Raw genomic sequence first — 13,383 nt, forward strand, 5'->3', positions numbered from 1 at the left:
AGAACGAAGAACAATGGCCACGCTGGAGATCAAGGACCTGCGCGTCGAGGTCGCGACCGAGGACGGCGCCAAGGAGATCCTCAAGGGCGTCGACCTGACCATCAGGGCGGGCGAGACCCACGCGATCATGGGGCCGAACGGCTCGGGCAAGTCCACCCTCGCCTACGCGGTCGCCGGGCACCCCAAGTACGACGTCACCGGCGGCGAGGTGCTGCTGGACGGCGAGAACGTGCTGGAGATGAGCGTGGACGAGCGCGCCCGCGCCGGCCTGTTCCTCGCCATGCAGTACCCGGTCGAGGTGCCGGGCGTGTCGATGTCGAACTTCCTGCGCACCGCGGCCACCGCCGTGCGCGAGGAGGCCCCGGCGCTGCGGCACTGGGTCAAGGAGGTCAAGCAGGCCATGGCCGAGCTGGACATCGACCCGTCCTTCGCCGAGCGCAGCGTCAACGAGGGCTTCTCCGGCGGTGAGAAGAAGCGCCACGAGATCCTGCAGCTGGCGCTGCTCAAGCCGAAGTTCGCGGTGCTCGACGAGACCGACTCCGGTCTGGACGTCGACGCGCTGCGCGTGGTCTCCGAGGGCGTGAACCGCTACCGGGCCAACGGCGAGACCGGTGTCCTGCTGATCACGCACTACACCCGCATCCTCAAGCACATCACCCCGGACTTCGTGCACGTCTTCGCGGGCGGGCGCATCGTGGAGTCCGGCGGCGCCGAGCTGGCCGAGGTGCTGGAGCGCGACGGCTACGTCCGCTACACCGCCACTGCGTGATCCTGGCTGACTGATTCCTGACTGCTTCCACCACCACGAGCGCTCGTTGAGAGGAGGGCCGACATGACCGTCACGGCTGGCCCGCTCCCGCTTGACGTCGCGGCGATCCGCGGGGATTTCCCGATCCTCGGCCGGACCGTGCGCGACGGAAAGCCCTTGGTCTACTTGGACTCCGGAGCGACCTCGCAACGCCCGCGCCAGGTGCTGGACGCGGAGCGGACCTTCCTGGAGACCTCCAACGCGGCGGTGCACCGCGGTGCCCACCAGCTGTCGGAGGAGGCCACCGACGCCTACGAGGGCGCGCGTGCGCGCGTCGCGTCCTTCGTCGGCGTCGACCAGGAGGAGGTGGTGTTCACCAAGAACGCCACCGAGGGCGTCAACCTGGTCGCCTACGCCATGAGCAACGCGGGGACGTCCGGACCGGAGGCCGCTCGCTTCCGGCTCGGCCCCGGCGACGAGATCGTCGTCACCGAGATCGAGCACCACGCGAACCTCGTTCCGTGGCAACAGGTCTGCGAGCGGACCGGGGCCACGCTGAAGTGGTTCGGGGTGACCGAGGACGGCCGCGTCGATCTGTCCGATGTGGACACTGTGATCACGGAGCGCACCAAGGTCGTCGCGTTCACCCACCAGTCCAACGTGACCGGCGCGATCACCCCGGTGGCGCGGATCGTCAAGCGCGCCAAGGAAGTCGGCGCGCTGACCGTGCTGGACGCGTGCCAGTCGGTTCCGCACATGCCGGTGGACTTCCGGGCGCTGGACGTGGACTTCGCGGTGTTCTCCGGGCACAAGATGCTGGGCCCGTCCGGGATCGGCGTGCTCTACGGGCGCTTCGATCTGCTGAAGGCCATGCCCCCGTTCATCACCGGCGGCTCGATGATCGAGCTGGTCCGGATGGAGGGCTCCACCTTCGCGCCGCCGCCGCAGCGGTTCGAGGCGGGCGTTCCGATGACCTCGCAGGCGATCGGGCTCGCCGCGGCGGTGGAGTACCTGTCCGTGGTCGGCATGGAGCGCGTGCACGCGCACGAGATGCGGCTGACCGAGGCGGCGCTGCGCGGACTGTCCGAAGTGGACGGTGTGCGGATCGTCGGGCCGGCCGACCTCACCGACCGCGGTGGCGCGGTGTCCTTCGTCATCGACGGGGTGCACGCGCACGACGCGGGCCAGGTGCTGGACAGCCTCGGCGTGGAGATCAGGGTCGGCCACCACTGCGCGTGGCCGCTGCACCGCAAGCTCGGTGTCGCGGCGTCGGTGCGCGCCTCGTTCTACCTGTACAACACCCTCGAAGAGGTCGACGTGCTGGTCGAGGCCGTGCGCGAGGCGAAGCGCTTCTTCGGCGTGGCGTGAGGGGAAAGCGCTGATGCAACTGGAACAGATGTACCAGGAGATCATCCTGGACCACTACAAGAACCCGCACCGCCGCGGCCTGCGCGACCCGTACGACGCCGAGGTGCACCACGTCAACCCCACGTGCGGCGACGAGGTCACCCTCCGGGTCAAGCTGGAGGGCAGCGGCGCCGAGGCGAAGGTCGTCGACGTCTCCTACGACGCGCAGGGCTGCTCGATCAGCCAGGCGGCGACGTCGGTGCTGACCGACCTCGTGGTGGACGGCACCGTCGGCGAGTCCTTCGCCAAGCACGAGGAGTTCCTGCGGCTGATGCAGGGGCGCGGCAAGGTCGAGCCGGACGAGGACGTCCTGGAGGACGGGATCGCCTTCGCCGGTGTCGCGAAGTACCCGGCGCGCGTGAAGTGCGCACTGCTGGGCTGGATGGCTTTCAAGGACGCGGTGGCGCGCGTTGAAGGGACTGGGACATGACCGGCGACGTAATTTTCTCAGCGGAGGCGACGTCATGACCGAGGACGTGATCCGGGGAGCCGCCGGGATGCCGGACCCCGCGCCCAAGGCGGACCAGCCGGAGCTGGCGGACCTGGAAGAGGCCATGCGCGACGTGGTCGACCCGGAGCTGGGCATCAACGTGGTGGACCTGGGCCTGGTCTACGACATCCGCCTGGAGTCCGAGGAGGCCGGTGACGTCGCGATCGTCGACATGACGCTGACGTCGGCGGCCTGCCCGCTGACCGACGTGATCGAGGATCAGACCCGGGCCGCCCTGGTCGGTGGCGCGGGCGGCGGCCTCGTCAGCGATGTCCGCATCAACTGGGTGTGGATGCCGCCGTGGGGCCCCGACAAGATCACCGACGACGGCCGCGAGCAGCTCCGCGCGCTCGGCTTCACCGTCTGACCCCAGCGGGGTCGTTCACTCGTCTCAGCCCACGGTGGCGGCGACGGCGAGGTCCTGCCACGCCATGCCGACGGACTTGAAGAGCTTCGGCGTGCTGGGGTCGAGGCGTCGTTCGCCGCGCGCCAGGGCGGTCAGCGGGATCAGGGCCCCGGGGCGGAGCGCGCCTTCGTCGACGGGGATGATCACGTCGCCCGCCTCGCGCAGGGCGGTCGCGACGTCCTCGACGACGACCTCGCAGCGGGCGACGGTGGCGGTGTCCACCTCGCGGGCGTCGGCTTCGTGGGAGCCGATGGCGAGGACCGTGGCGTGCGGCGCGAGCTTGCCGCCGTCGAACAGCGGCGTGCGGGACGTCGTGCAGCAGGCCACGAGGTCCGCGTCGGCCACCGCGTCGGAGGTCCCCGACGTGGCGCGCAGCCCGGCCGCGACGCAGCGGGCGACCAGGTCGGCGACTCGATGTCCGTCGCGCCCCACCACTGTCACGTCGCTGATCGGGCGGACCACGCGCAGCGCCTCGACATGGCCCCACGCCTGCGGGCCGGTGCCGAAGACCACCAGGCGGGACGCCTCGTTCACCGCGATCAGGTCGGCCGCCGCCGCGCTGACCGCGGGAGTGCGGATCGCGGTCAGCGCCGCGCCGTCGAGCAGTAGTTGCGGGGTCAGCGTCAACGCGTCCAGCAGCAGGTACACGCCCTGGACGCGGGGCAGGCCGCGCTCGGGGTTGTCCGGGGTGACCGTGACGAGCTTGACCCCCGCGTGGGCCGGGGTGAGCGAGGGCATCAGCAGGATCTGGCCGTGATCGGCGGGCAGGACCGTGCGCGCCGGGTCGGCCGAGGGGTCGAGGCCGGAGCGCAGGGCGAGGTGGATCGCCTCGATCGCCGTGCCCATCGGGAGGCGAGCGCGGAGGGCAGCCTCGTCCAGCATCGACAAGCGGCTCATCGCGTTCCTTCCCCGAGCCCGACGACCACGCCGATCCTGCCACGCACGACGGTCGCGTGGCAGGGACCGGCGGGCGTCGGGCTCATGCAGACGCGGACACGGCCTCGGGTGTCCTGCTCCCGCGCTTGGTGAGCAGGCTGTCCACCGCGTACCTCCCGGGGCCGAGCACCGCGATGAGCAGGAAGAACCAGCAGTAGAGCGCCGAGCTGACGCCCCCGTTCTGGATCGGGAACAGCTCTTGCGGCTGGTGCACCACGAAGTAGGCGTATGCCATGGAGCCGGAGCAGATGATCGCCGCGGGCCGGGTGAACAACCCGATCAGCACGAGCAGGCCGCCCGCGAACTGGATCACCGCGGCGAACCAGCCCGGCCAGGCTCCGAAGGCCACCGCGCCGCCCTTGCCGCCCGCCCCGCCGAGGACGCCGAACAGCGACGCCGCGCCGTGGCAGGCGAAGAGCAGGCCGACGACCGCCCTGGACAGGGACAGGACCACGGTATTGATCGACTTTGACACTGGAGGGTCTCCCTCGTTCTCGCCGTCACCGTTTGCTCGCCCCGTGGTGATGAGGAAGCTAACGGGATTCGATCAACTACGAATCTTCCATACGTCCCAAGCCGATCGGAGGTTCACATCCGTGATTCACGCTTAAACGGTCGGCATTCGGGCTAATTTGCTCGGCTGACTGTTGACGGGCCGGGGGGTGCCTTGTCCAATGAGAGTCCGCCGCCTCCGTGGGAGCGCTCTCGCGCTTGTGTCGAATGGAGCCGGTGTGTCCAGATCACGCGTGCTGCTCGTGCTCGCCGCCCTGTTGACGGCCCTTCCGCTCGCTCCGGCTCCGGCCAGTGCGGCCGTCGTCTGGTCAGACGAATTCAATGGACCGGCCGGAGGAGCCCCGGACCAGAGCAAATGGTCATACGAGCCGGGCAACGGCAACAACGGCTGGGGAAATCACGAACTGCAGGCCTACACGACCCGTCGCGAGAACGTATCCACAAATGGGGCCGGACAGCTCGTCATCACCGCGCGCAGGGAGAACTCGGGGGTGCCGTGCTGGAATGGGCAACCCTGCCAGTACACCTCGGGCAAGCTCATCACGAAGAACACCCGCACCTTCACCTACGGCAGGGTCGAGGCGCGGATGAAGCTGCCCACCGGCAAGGGGATCTGGCCCGCGTTCTGGATGCTCGGCACCGACATCGGCCAGGTGGGCTGGCCGCAGTGCGGCGAGATCGACATCATGGAGAACATCGGCAGCGTGCCGAACACCGTGCACGGCACCCTGCACGGCCCCGGCTACTCCGGCGCGGGCGGGATCGGCGCGACCGCGCAGAACGCCCGCCCGTTCCACGAGGACTTCCACACCTTCGCGGTGGACTGGTCGCCGAACCGGATCGTCTGGTCCGTGGACGGCCGCGTCTACCAGACCAGGACCCCGGCCGACCTGGGCGGCCGCCAGTGGGTGTTCAACCACCCCTTCTACCTGATCCTCAACCTCGCGGTCGGCGGTGACTGGCCGGGCAGCCCGGACGGCTCGACCCGCTTCCCGCAGCAGCTGCTCGTCGACTGGGTCCGCGTCCACCAGGGCTAGCGGTCCACCGGACCTAGAGGCAGCGCTGGAAAGCCTCGCGCAGTGCGGCTTCGCGCGGGTCGTTCCACAGGCGCCTGCCCAGGCGGTTGGGGACGTAGCCGAAGCCGCTGCGCGTCGCGGGGTCGGCCATGCCGAAGGAACCACCCGCTCCCGGCGTGCCGTAGGCGCGGCCGTCCGTGCCGAAGCGCCACGCCGGGAACGGCTTCCAGAACCCGAGGGAGAACCGGGCGTCGGCCAGGTGCATGACGCGGTCACGGGACCCGGTACCGAGAGGAACCGGGTCCGCCTCGATCGCCCGCAGCGTGGCCCGGTCGACGCCGAGCCGGGCCCCGCCGGTGGCGAACTCGCCGTAGAGCGCGGCCAGCGAGCGGGCGGTGCCGACACCGTTGCCCGCGGGCAGGTCGAGCTCCCGCCACGGCCTGCGGCCGAGGTCGGTGATGTCGCGGATCTTGGGGTTGCCGAAGGACTTCGCGGTGAGCGTCCACGGCAGCATGAACTCCAGCAGCATCCGCGTGGGCACCCCACCGGCCGTGGTGAAGTCCCGCAGCGAGGGCTTGGCGGGCACCAGCTCCGCGATCCGCTCGTCCGGCAGGGTCGGCGGGGTGCCGATGTAGAACTCGACACCCAGTGGTACCACCAGCTCCTCGGCGAGGTAGCGGCCGACCAGCCTGCCCTTCGGGTCGACGCGGCGCAGGAGTTGGCTGACGTAGAGCCCGCCGACGAGCGGGTGGTAGCCCTGCGCGGTACCCGGTTCCCACGCGGGGGCCTGCCGGGCAAGGACCTCGCCGAGCCGGTCGGCGTCGGCGAGCAGCTCGGGTGTCAGCGGAGTGTCCACTGTGGGCAGTCCGGCCTGGAAGCCCAGCAGCTGCCGGACGGTCACGTTCTCCTTGCCCGCCTGGCCGAACTCCGGCCAGTACTTCGTGACCAGCGCGTCGTAGTCGAACAGGCCCCGCGAGTGCGCCACCGCGAGCGCCATCGACGTGACCCCCTTCGTCGAGGAGTACACCGTGGCCAGCGTGTCGCGTTGCCACGGCCGGGTTCCCGCGCGGTCGCGGTAGCCGCCCCACAGGTCGACGACGAACTCCCCGTCGACCTGGATCGCGCACGCCGCACCGAGCTCACCGCGTTCGGCGAAGTTGCGCTCGAACTCCTCGCGGACCGGTTCGAAGCCCGCTGCCACTGTTCCTTCGATGGTCACGAACCTGAAGCTACCGCCCCGAGCCGGTGCACGCGGTCCACGATCTGGGTGAGTCTGGCCTCGTCGTGACTGACCACGACCAGTGCGCAGCCGGAGTCGGTCACCGCGCGCAGCGTCTCCGCGACGCTGGCCGCGACCGTCGGATCGAGCGACGCCGTCGGCTCGTCGGCCACGATCAGCGCGGGCGAACCGGCGAGCGCCCTGGCGATCGCGACGCGCTGCCGTTGCCCGCCGGAGAGCTGGGCCGGTTTGCGGTCGAGGTCCACATCGCTCAGGCCGACGCGGTCCATCAGCTCGCGTGCGTTCGCGCCCTTCCTGGGTTCCACGATCGTGCGCCAGACGGGCCAGCGCGGGTTGAGGCTCGCGCTCGCGTCCTGGAAGATCGGCATCGCCCTGCCGCTGCGCCGGATCTCGCCGCGCATCGGTTCGACCAGCCCGGCGATGGCGTGCAGCAGCGTGGTCTTCCCGGAGCCGGACGGACCGCAGATGCCGACCGCCTCACCCGCGCGGATCTCCCAGTCCAGCCCGGTGATCAGCTCCGTTCCGCGGTAGCCCAGGGTGACGTCGTCCAGTCGCACCACCACGTCGCCCGTCGGGCGCGATCGGCGCGGTGCCTCCGTGGGCAGGGCATCGATCAGCGCACGCGTGTGCGGGTGCCGGGCCCGTGCTTCGAGGACTCCGACACCGCCCCGTGCCACAGCGATGTCCTCGACGAGTTCTCCCTTGTGCAGCACCAGAACCCGGTCGGCGTGGCGGCAGACCAACGCGAGGTCGTGGCTGGCGAGCAGCAGTGACCTGGTTCGCGCGACGAGCGTCGAGAGCGCGGCTTCGGCGCTCTCCGCGTCCAGTGCCGAGGTCGGCTCGTCCGCGAGCACGACCGCCGGGGCGTGTGCGGTCGCGGCGACGATGTCAGCTCGTTGCAGCATCCCGCCGGACCACGCGCTCGGCCGCTGATCGAGCCACTTCTCCGCCACGCCGAGGTCCGTCAGCCTCGGCACGATCTCCGGTGGGCGCTCACCGTGGACGCGCCACGCTTCGCGGATGTGGTGACCGACCGTCCATAGTGGATCAGCGGAACCGAATGGGTCTTGGGCGACGTAGCCGATCTCGCGGCCCCGCAGCGCACGCAGCTCCTTCTCCGGCAGGCCGACCAGGTTCCGGCCGGACAGCTCGATCGCGCCGTCGACACCGGCGGAACGGGGGAGCGTCCCCAGGATCGCTCGGATCAGCGTGCTCTTGCCCGAGCCGGACTCGCCCACCAGAGCAACGGTTTCGCCGTCCGCCACGGTGAACGAGACGCCGCGCGGCCCATAGGAGACAGTCAGATCCCGAACGGTCAGGGTCATCGCTTCCCCTTGTCCTGCACCGCGTCGCCGAGCAGTGACGCCGCCGCGACGCTGATCAGCAACACCACCGCCGGTGCGAGCACGAGCCACGGCGCGCGATCGACGTACCCACGCGCTTCGGCCACCATCTGGCCCCACTCGGCGGTGGGCGGTGAGACGCCGAGGCCCAGGAAGGACAGGCCCGCGAGGCTCAGCACGATCTCGCCGATGTGCAGCGTCGCCACGGCGAGAACCCCGGTCGCGGTGGCGGGCATGACGTGCCTGGCCGCGCTGCGCCACCTGCCGACACCGGCCATCCGCGACGCGAGCACGAAAGGCCGTTCTGCTTGCCGGGCGGCGAAAGCACGGGCGAAACGAGCCAGGTGCGCCCAACCGGCGACGGACATCGCCAGCACCAGGTTCGCGTGCCCGGGGCCGAGGACACCGACGATCGCCAGCGCGAGCACGAGCTGCGGCACAGCCAGCGTCACGTCGACGACCCGCGAGATCACCGCGTCGACGACGCCACCGGCCACCGCCGCGAGCAGGCCGAGCACGAGGCCGACGGCGAACGTGATCGTCGCGACGAGCAACGCGGTGCCGAGTGAGACCCACGTTCCCGCCGCGATCCTGGCGAGCACGTCGCGCCCGGCCTGGTCGGTGCCGAGCAGGTGCGCCCAGCTCGGCGCCGCGAGCTTGGTGCCGTAGTCCGTGGCGTTCGGGTCGGGCGTCAGCAGCGGCACCACGAACGCGAGCACGCCGAGCAGCACGGCGAGTCCGATGCCCAGAACGCGATTCACCGCTTCGCCTTCCCGGTGATCGCGATCGTCACACCGTCCACAATGGTGCTGACGACCACATAGCCGAGCACGCCGAGCAGAACCGTCGCTTGCACGACGGGCACGTCGCGCGCGCCGATCGCTTCGATGAGGTAGCGGCCGATGCCTGGCCAGGTGAACACCGTCTCCACCACCGCGGCCCCGGCCAGCAGCGAACCGACCGTGAGCCCGATCGCCGCGAGCAACGCGGGCAGTGCACTGGGCACCGCGTGCACGAGCAGCCTGCGCAGGGGAGTGGCTCCACGCCCTCGGGAGACCTGGATGAACGACGCGTCGGAGACCTCGACCAATGAGGTTCGCAGTACGCGCGCCCACCCGGCTCCCGCCCCGAGCGCCAGGGGAATCGCGGGCAGAACCGCACCGCCCCACGAGCCGTCCGCGAGCACTCGGCCGATGCCGCCGCGGAGCACGATCAGCTCCAGCACCACCGTGCCCACGACGAAGCTCGGTGTGGCCGCACCGAGGAACATCACGGTCCGCGCTCCGATGTCGGGCACTCGGCCTCGCCACCGTGCTGCGATCAGGGCGAGCGGAATGGCCAGCACCAGCGCGAAGAGCAGCGCGACGACGGCGAGGCGGAGCGTGGCCGGGAGGCGGTCGGCCAGCTCAGCGGTGACAGGTCGTCCCGTGCGCCACGACGTGCCGAAGCTTCCCGTCAGGGCGTCCGACAACCACCGGAGAAACCGTTGCGGCGCAGGCACATCGAGGCCGAGTTCGTGGCGCGTCGCGGCGATCTGCTCGTCGGTCGGATTGGCGAACCCGAGCGTTCCGAGCACGCGCCGCGCCGGATCGCCGGGCGCGACGAGCTGCAACGACCACACCACGACCGCGGCGGCGAGCAACGTGAGCAGGGCCTGCCCACCCCGCCGCAGCAGGGCAGAGAACATCTAGCCCGCCCGGGTGGTCGCGGTGACGTGGTGCAGGACCGAGGAGGGGCGGTAACCGGTGAAGGCACCGCCTACCACGGCTGCGGAGCTGCGTTGGGCTACGACGGTCAGGTAGCCGCGATCGGTGATCACGCGCTGGATTCGGTGGAGCAGTGGGGTCCTGGCGTTGGTGTCCGTGGTCGTGCGCAGATCGGAGACGAGGTTGTCCAGTTCCGCGTCGGCCACGCCGCCGAAGTTCTTCGAGCCCTGTGAGGTCAGGAAGTCCCGCAGCGGGCCGATCGGATCGTAGGTGTAGCCCAGGGTTCCGTCGAAGGAGAGCCCGACGTCCCACGCATCGCCCTTCAAGGCCTCGTAGTTGTCCTGGACCTCGGTGACCTGAACGCCGATGCCCACGGCCGAGAGCTGCGCCTGCAGCGCGACGGCGACCGCCTTCGTGTCGGGCTGCTGCGGATACGTGAGCACGGTGAGCCGCAGGAGCTTCCCGTCCTTCACCCGCGCTCCGGCGGAACTGTGCATCCACCCTGCGTCGTCCAGCAGCCGCCTGGCTTCGGCGATGTCGGTGCGCTGCGTCTCCAAGGCGTAGGGGACGGCATCGGGGTAGATGCCCTTCGGCGTGCGGTAGAGCCCGTCGAGCACCTGCTTGGCGAGCTGGTCGTAGTCGATCGCCAGAGCGAAGGCCCGACGCACTGCGAGGTCGTTCATCGGCGCCCGACGAAGGTTCGGAATGGCCCGAAGTTGTTGCAGCGGTTGGGAAGCGGTTGCCATGCGTGGGCCGGACGCAGCGTCCTTCACCGAGCCGAGCGCGTCGGTCGGCGGGTACAGCGCGATGTCGGCCTCGCCTGTGCGCACGGCGAGCAGGCGCGCCTGTCCGTCCGGGACGAAGCGCACGCGCACCTCGGAGAGCTTCGCCTGGCCGCCCCAGTACTTCGGGTTCCTGGCGAGCACCAGCTCGTTGTCGTCCAGTTTGGACACCGTGAACGGTCCTGTGTAGACACCCTGCGCCTGCGGGTCGAAGACCGTCACGGACTGCTCGTCGGCGAGCAGGTTCGGCAGGTTCACCACGGGCGCGCTCGTGCTCAGCAGCACCGTGTTCGCGTCCGGCGTCTCGATCTTGGCTCCGGGCAGGTTCGCCTTGACGAGCGCGTTCTCCGCGAGATGCCGCTCCAGCACGGTCTTGAGCACGGCGGAGTCGAGCTCGCGGCCGTTGGAGAACGTCACGCCGGAACGCAGTACCAATCGCCACTGCGTGCCGTTCACCGGCTCAAGGCGCTGCAGTACCCACGGCTCGACGCCGCCGTTGTCCGTGGCGCGCATGAGGAGTTCTCCGTAGCCCCACTCCGGGGACCACAGGCCCTGCTTGATCGGATCAAGGCTCTTGACCTTGTACGGCGTGACGATCCGAAGCGTGTCCGGCGGCGCGATCGGCGCGCTCGCGCAGCCGGTGAGCAGTGCGATGCCCAGCGCCAGGGCGAGCAGCTTCCTCACGCGCGCCGTCCCATGCCGACGAGAGCATCCGCCTTGACCTCGGTGATCCCGCGCTCCGCCAGCAGCTCCAGATACCGCGTGCGGGTGCGCTCGCGCTCGTCGTCGCTCAGGCCGAGGATTCGTGCGTACAAACCCGTTCCGAGGACGAACGACCACGCGTCCTCAGTGGGCAACGGTACCCGCAACGGGATCTCGCGGACCTCGATGTCGTTGAGCCCCAACGATTCGAGCCAAGCGCGCAGCTTCTCCTCGTTGTCCAGGCCCTTCGCGGACTCGGTCGTCGGCGAGGTGGCGGGCATGTCCGGGCGCAGCTCGCGGACAGCGTCGAAGATCGCTCCGGCGACCTCGGCGATCGAGTCCTGCGCCCACACGGTCGCGGCGAACCGGCCACCGGGCCGCAGCAGGTCGAGCAGTCGCGACACCGCGCGGTTCATGTCCGGCTGGAGGAAGAAGACGCCGAACACCGACTGCACGACGTCGAACGGCTCGTCCGAGAACTGCGTGACATCGGCTTCGACGAACTCGATGTTCGTCAGACCCTGTTCCGCCGCAACGGTTCTCGCGTGGTCGAGGAGGGCGGCCGCGAGATCGACGCCGACCACCTTGCCGGTCGGGCCGACCCTGACGGCGGCGGGCAGGGCGGACGATCCCGCGCCGCAGCACACGTCGAGCAGGCGCTCCCCGGGCCGCGGGTCGGAGAAGTCGGTGGTGGCGGTGCCGAGCGGGCCCCACAGCGATGGCGTCCAGCGGACGAAGTGCGGCCGGGTCGCGTCGAAGACCGGGCCGAACCCGGATGGCTGCGTGCTCACCACCGGCAAGTTAATGGAAACGGTTGTCAGTCACAACGCTTTCGGCGAAGCCGATGCCCGGCCGAGACGATGCCCACCCGCGCCGTTGAGGGTGGGCACGGGCGCTCAGGCCACGGTCTGCGCGGAGAGCAGATCGACCACGTCGACCAGGTTGCCGCGCTCGGCGAAGGCGACCCGCTGCCGGTGCGCACCGGAGCGGCGGGCCCGCAGCCGGGCCACCAGGTCGATCACCATATCCAGGTCACCGCTGTCGGCCAGCTCACCGCGCACCTGCTGCAGCAACCGCTCCACCATGGAGAACGCCCGCACGGTGCGGCCGTTGAACACATCGACGCCGCGGCCTTCGAGGCCGTCGTGCGCCGCCCGCCACAACGCGGCGCGCAGTTCGGACTGCGACACCGGGCGGCGCGGCCCGGCGCCGGTCAGCGCCTGGGTGCCGAGCGCCCTGGTCAACGCGGCGATCAGCACCGCGTCGTCCACCGTGGCCGCGACATCGCAGACGCGCAGTTCGATCGTGGGATGGCGGCACGAGCGCCGGACGTCCCAGTAGATCATGCCGCGGTCCAGCGCGGCCCCGGAGCGCAGCAGCGTCCGCACCGCGGCGTCGTAGTCGTCGACGGAGTCGAAGTGCGGCGGCGGCCCGGCGGTCGGCCAGCGCCCGAAGATCAGGTACCGCCAGCTGGCGTGCCGGGTGTCCCTGGCGTGCCAGAACGGCGAGTTCGCGCTCATCGCCAGCAGCGTCGGCAGCCACGGCCGCAGGTGGTTCATCACCCGCAGCGCGTTCTCCGGGTCGGAGACGCCGAGGTGCACGTGGCAGCCGCAGATGCTCTGGCCGTCGATCAGGGCACCGAAGCGCTCCGCGATCCGGCGGTAGCGCGGCGCGTCGGTGATGGGCGGGGTCGGGGGGTGCCCGAGCACGGCCGTGCCCGTGGCGTTGATGCGCATGCCGTGCTGCCTGGCCATCCCGTCGACGGTGCGGCGCAGCGCGGTCAGCTCGTCGTGCAGCGTGCTCATCGTCGAGCACACCGTCGAGGTCGTCTCGACCTGGAACAACGTCATCTCCTGCTGCACCGTCGAGCCCAGGTGGGCCGCACCGGCGAGCACCGTGGTGGCCCCGGGGACCACACTCCGGCTCAGCTCGTCCACCAGCAGGAACTCCTCCTCCACGCCCACGGTCACCAGGCCGCCCGCGACGGTCGTCGCGGTTCGGGCCTTGGCCTGGCCATCGGGGGCGTGGGGAACTTCGACCTGGGTCACATTGCCCTCCCCAAGGTTGTCCGCCCGCCCTCGGGTGCGAGTGCGG

The 13,383-nt window shown here is 70.5% G+C and carries 14 protein-coding genes; 5 read left to right on the forward strand and 9 right to left on the reverse strand.

Annotated elements, in window-relative coordinates; translation table 11 throughout:
* The first annotated feature begins 13 nt into the window (after window positions 1–13).
* The 4 genes from sufC (at window position 14) to BLT28_RS01115 (ending at window position 3,012) form a co-directional block, all read left to right on the forward strand.
* A complete protein-coding gene (sufC, locus tag BLT28_RS01100; protein ID WP_030429332.1) occupies window positions 14–769 on the forward strand; it encodes a Fe-S cluster assembly ATPase SufC in 756 nt (251 codons plus the stop codon).
* A 63-nt stretch (window positions 770–832) separates the two neighbouring features.
* Entirely contained in the window at window positions 833–2,116 is a 1,284-nt protein-coding gene (locus tag BLT28_RS01105) for a cysteine desulfurase (RefSeq protein ID WP_030429331.1), read from the forward strand.
* Window positions 2,117–2,129: 13 nt separating this feature from the next.
* Window positions 2,130–2,585, forward strand: a complete 456-nt coding sequence (sufU, locus tag BLT28_RS01110; RefSeq protein ID WP_030429330.1) for a Fe-S cluster assembly sulfur transfer protein SufU — start codon at window positions 2,130–2,132, stop codon at window positions 2,583–2,585.
* A 34-nt stretch (window positions 2,586–2,619) separates the two neighbouring features.
* Complete coding sequence (locus BLT28_RS01115) at window positions 2,620–3,012, forward strand: metal-sulfur cluster assembly factor (protein WP_030429329.1); 393 nt, start codon at window positions 2,620–2,622, stop codon at window positions 3,010–3,012.
* Window positions 3,013–3,036: 24 nt separating this feature from the next.
* Here BLT28_RS01115 and BLT28_RS01120 read toward each other — a convergent pair whose 3' ends face one another.
* The gene (locus tag BLT28_RS01120; RefSeq protein WP_030429328.1) at window positions 3,037–3,948 is read right to left on the reverse strand and encodes an ornithine cyclodeaminase family protein; all 912 of its coding nucleotides are present in this window, start codon (window positions 3,946–3,948) and stop codon (window positions 3,037–3,039) included.
* 82 nt (window positions 3,949–4,030) lie between these two features.
* Window positions 4,031–4,462, reverse strand: coding sequence for a DoxX family protein (locus tag BLT28_RS01125; RefSeq protein WP_030429327.1), 432 nt, complete (start codon window positions 4,460–4,462; stop codon window positions 4,031–4,033).
* 256 nt (window positions 4,463–4,718) lie between these two features.
* On the opposite strand from BLT28_RS01125, the gene BLT28_RS01130 reads away from it, so the two are divergent.
* A complete protein-coding gene (locus tag BLT28_RS01130) occupies window positions 4,719–5,537 on the forward strand; it encodes a glycoside hydrolase family 16 protein (protein ID WP_052407251.1) in 819 nt (272 codons plus the stop codon).
* A 13-nt stretch (window positions 5,538–5,550) separates the two neighbouring features.
* Here the strand turns inward: BLT28_RS01130 and BLT28_RS01135 are convergent, their stop codons facing one another.
* The 7 genes from BLT28_RS01135 to BLT28_RS01165 form a co-directional block, all read right to left on the reverse strand.
* Window positions 5,551–6,735, reverse strand: coding sequence for a serine hydrolase domain-containing protein (locus BLT28_RS01135; RefSeq protein ID WP_052407250.1), 1,185 nt, complete (start codon window positions 6,733–6,735; stop codon window positions 5,551–5,553).
* Entirely contained in the window at window positions 6,732–8,081 is a 1,350-nt protein-coding gene (locus tag BLT28_RS01140; RefSeq protein ID WP_052407249.1) for an ABC transporter ATP-binding protein, read from the reverse strand. The genes BLT28_RS01135 and BLT28_RS01140 overlap by 4 nt, the downstream gene beginning before the upstream one ends.
* Window positions 8,078–8,860 carry an ABC transporter permease gene (locus BLT28_RS01145; RefSeq protein WP_043811257.1) on the reverse strand — a complete coding sequence of 261 codons (783 nt, stop codon included), beginning with the start codon at window positions 8,858–8,860 and terminating at the stop codon, window positions 8,078–8,080. The genes BLT28_RS01140 and BLT28_RS01145 overlap by 4 nt, the downstream gene beginning before the upstream one ends.
* Window positions 8,857–9,786, reverse strand: coding sequence for an ABC transporter permease (locus BLT28_RS01150; protein ID WP_030429322.1), 930 nt, complete (start codon window positions 9,784–9,786; stop codon window positions 8,857–8,859). Before BLT28_RS01150 ends, BLT28_RS01145 begins: the two co-directional genes overlap by 4 nt.
* Window positions 9,787–11,271 (reverse strand): ABC transporter substrate-binding protein, encoded by a 1,485-nt coding sequence (locus BLT28_RS01155; protein WP_030429321.1) that lies wholly within the window; start codon window positions 11,269–11,271, stop codon window positions 9,787–9,789.
* Window positions 11,268–12,080 (reverse strand): class I SAM-dependent methyltransferase, encoded by an 813-nt coding sequence (locus BLT28_RS01160; RefSeq protein ID WP_030429320.1) that lies wholly within the window; start codon window positions 12,078–12,080, stop codon window positions 11,268–11,270. The genes BLT28_RS01155 and BLT28_RS01160 overlap by 4 nt, the downstream gene beginning before the upstream one ends.
* A gap of 105 nt (window positions 12,081–12,185) precedes the next feature.
* The gene (locus BLT28_RS01165; protein WP_030429319.1) at window positions 12,186–13,337 is read right to left on the reverse strand and encodes a carboxylate-amine ligase; all 1,152 of its coding nucleotides are present in this window, start codon (window positions 13,335–13,337) and stop codon (window positions 12,186–12,188) included.
* Window positions 13,338–13,383: the final 46 nt, after the last annotated feature.

Source organism: Allokutzneria albata (genome assembly GCF_900103775.1).
GTDB lineage: Bacteria > Actinomycetota > Actinomycetes > Mycobacteriales > Pseudonocardiaceae > Allokutzneria > Allokutzneria albata.

What these genes read in the sequence shown, in the direction of transcription:
- sufC (WP_030429332.1), top strand. Translation starts at nt 14, where the DNA reads ATGGCCACGCTGGAGATCAAGGACCTGCGCGTCGAGGTCGCGACCGAG.
- BLT28_RS01105 (WP_030429331.1), top strand. Translation starts at nt 833, where the DNA reads ATGACCGTCACGGCTGGCCCGCTCCCGCTTGACGTCGCGGCGATCCGC.
- sufU (WP_030429330.1), top strand. Translation starts at nt 2,130, where the DNA reads ATGCAACTGGAACAGATGTACCAGGAGATCATCCTGGACCACTACAAG.
- BLT28_RS01115 (WP_030429329.1), top strand. Translation starts at nt 2,620, where the DNA reads ATGACCGAGGACGTGATCCGGGGAGCCGCCGGGATGCCGGACCCCGCG.
- BLT28_RS01120 (WP_030429328.1), bottom strand. Translation starts at nt 3,948, where the DNA reads ATGAGCCGCTTGTCGATGCTGGACGAGGCTGCCCTCCGCGCTCGCCTC.
- BLT28_RS01140 (WP_052407249.1), bottom strand. Translation starts at nt 8,081, where the DNA reads ATGACCCTGACCGTTCGGGATCTGACTGTCTCCTATGGGCCGCGCGGC.
- BLT28_RS01150 (WP_030429322.1), bottom strand. Translation starts at nt 9,786, where the DNA reads ATGTTCTCTGCCCTGCTGCGGCGGGGTGGGCAGGCCCTGCTCACGTTG.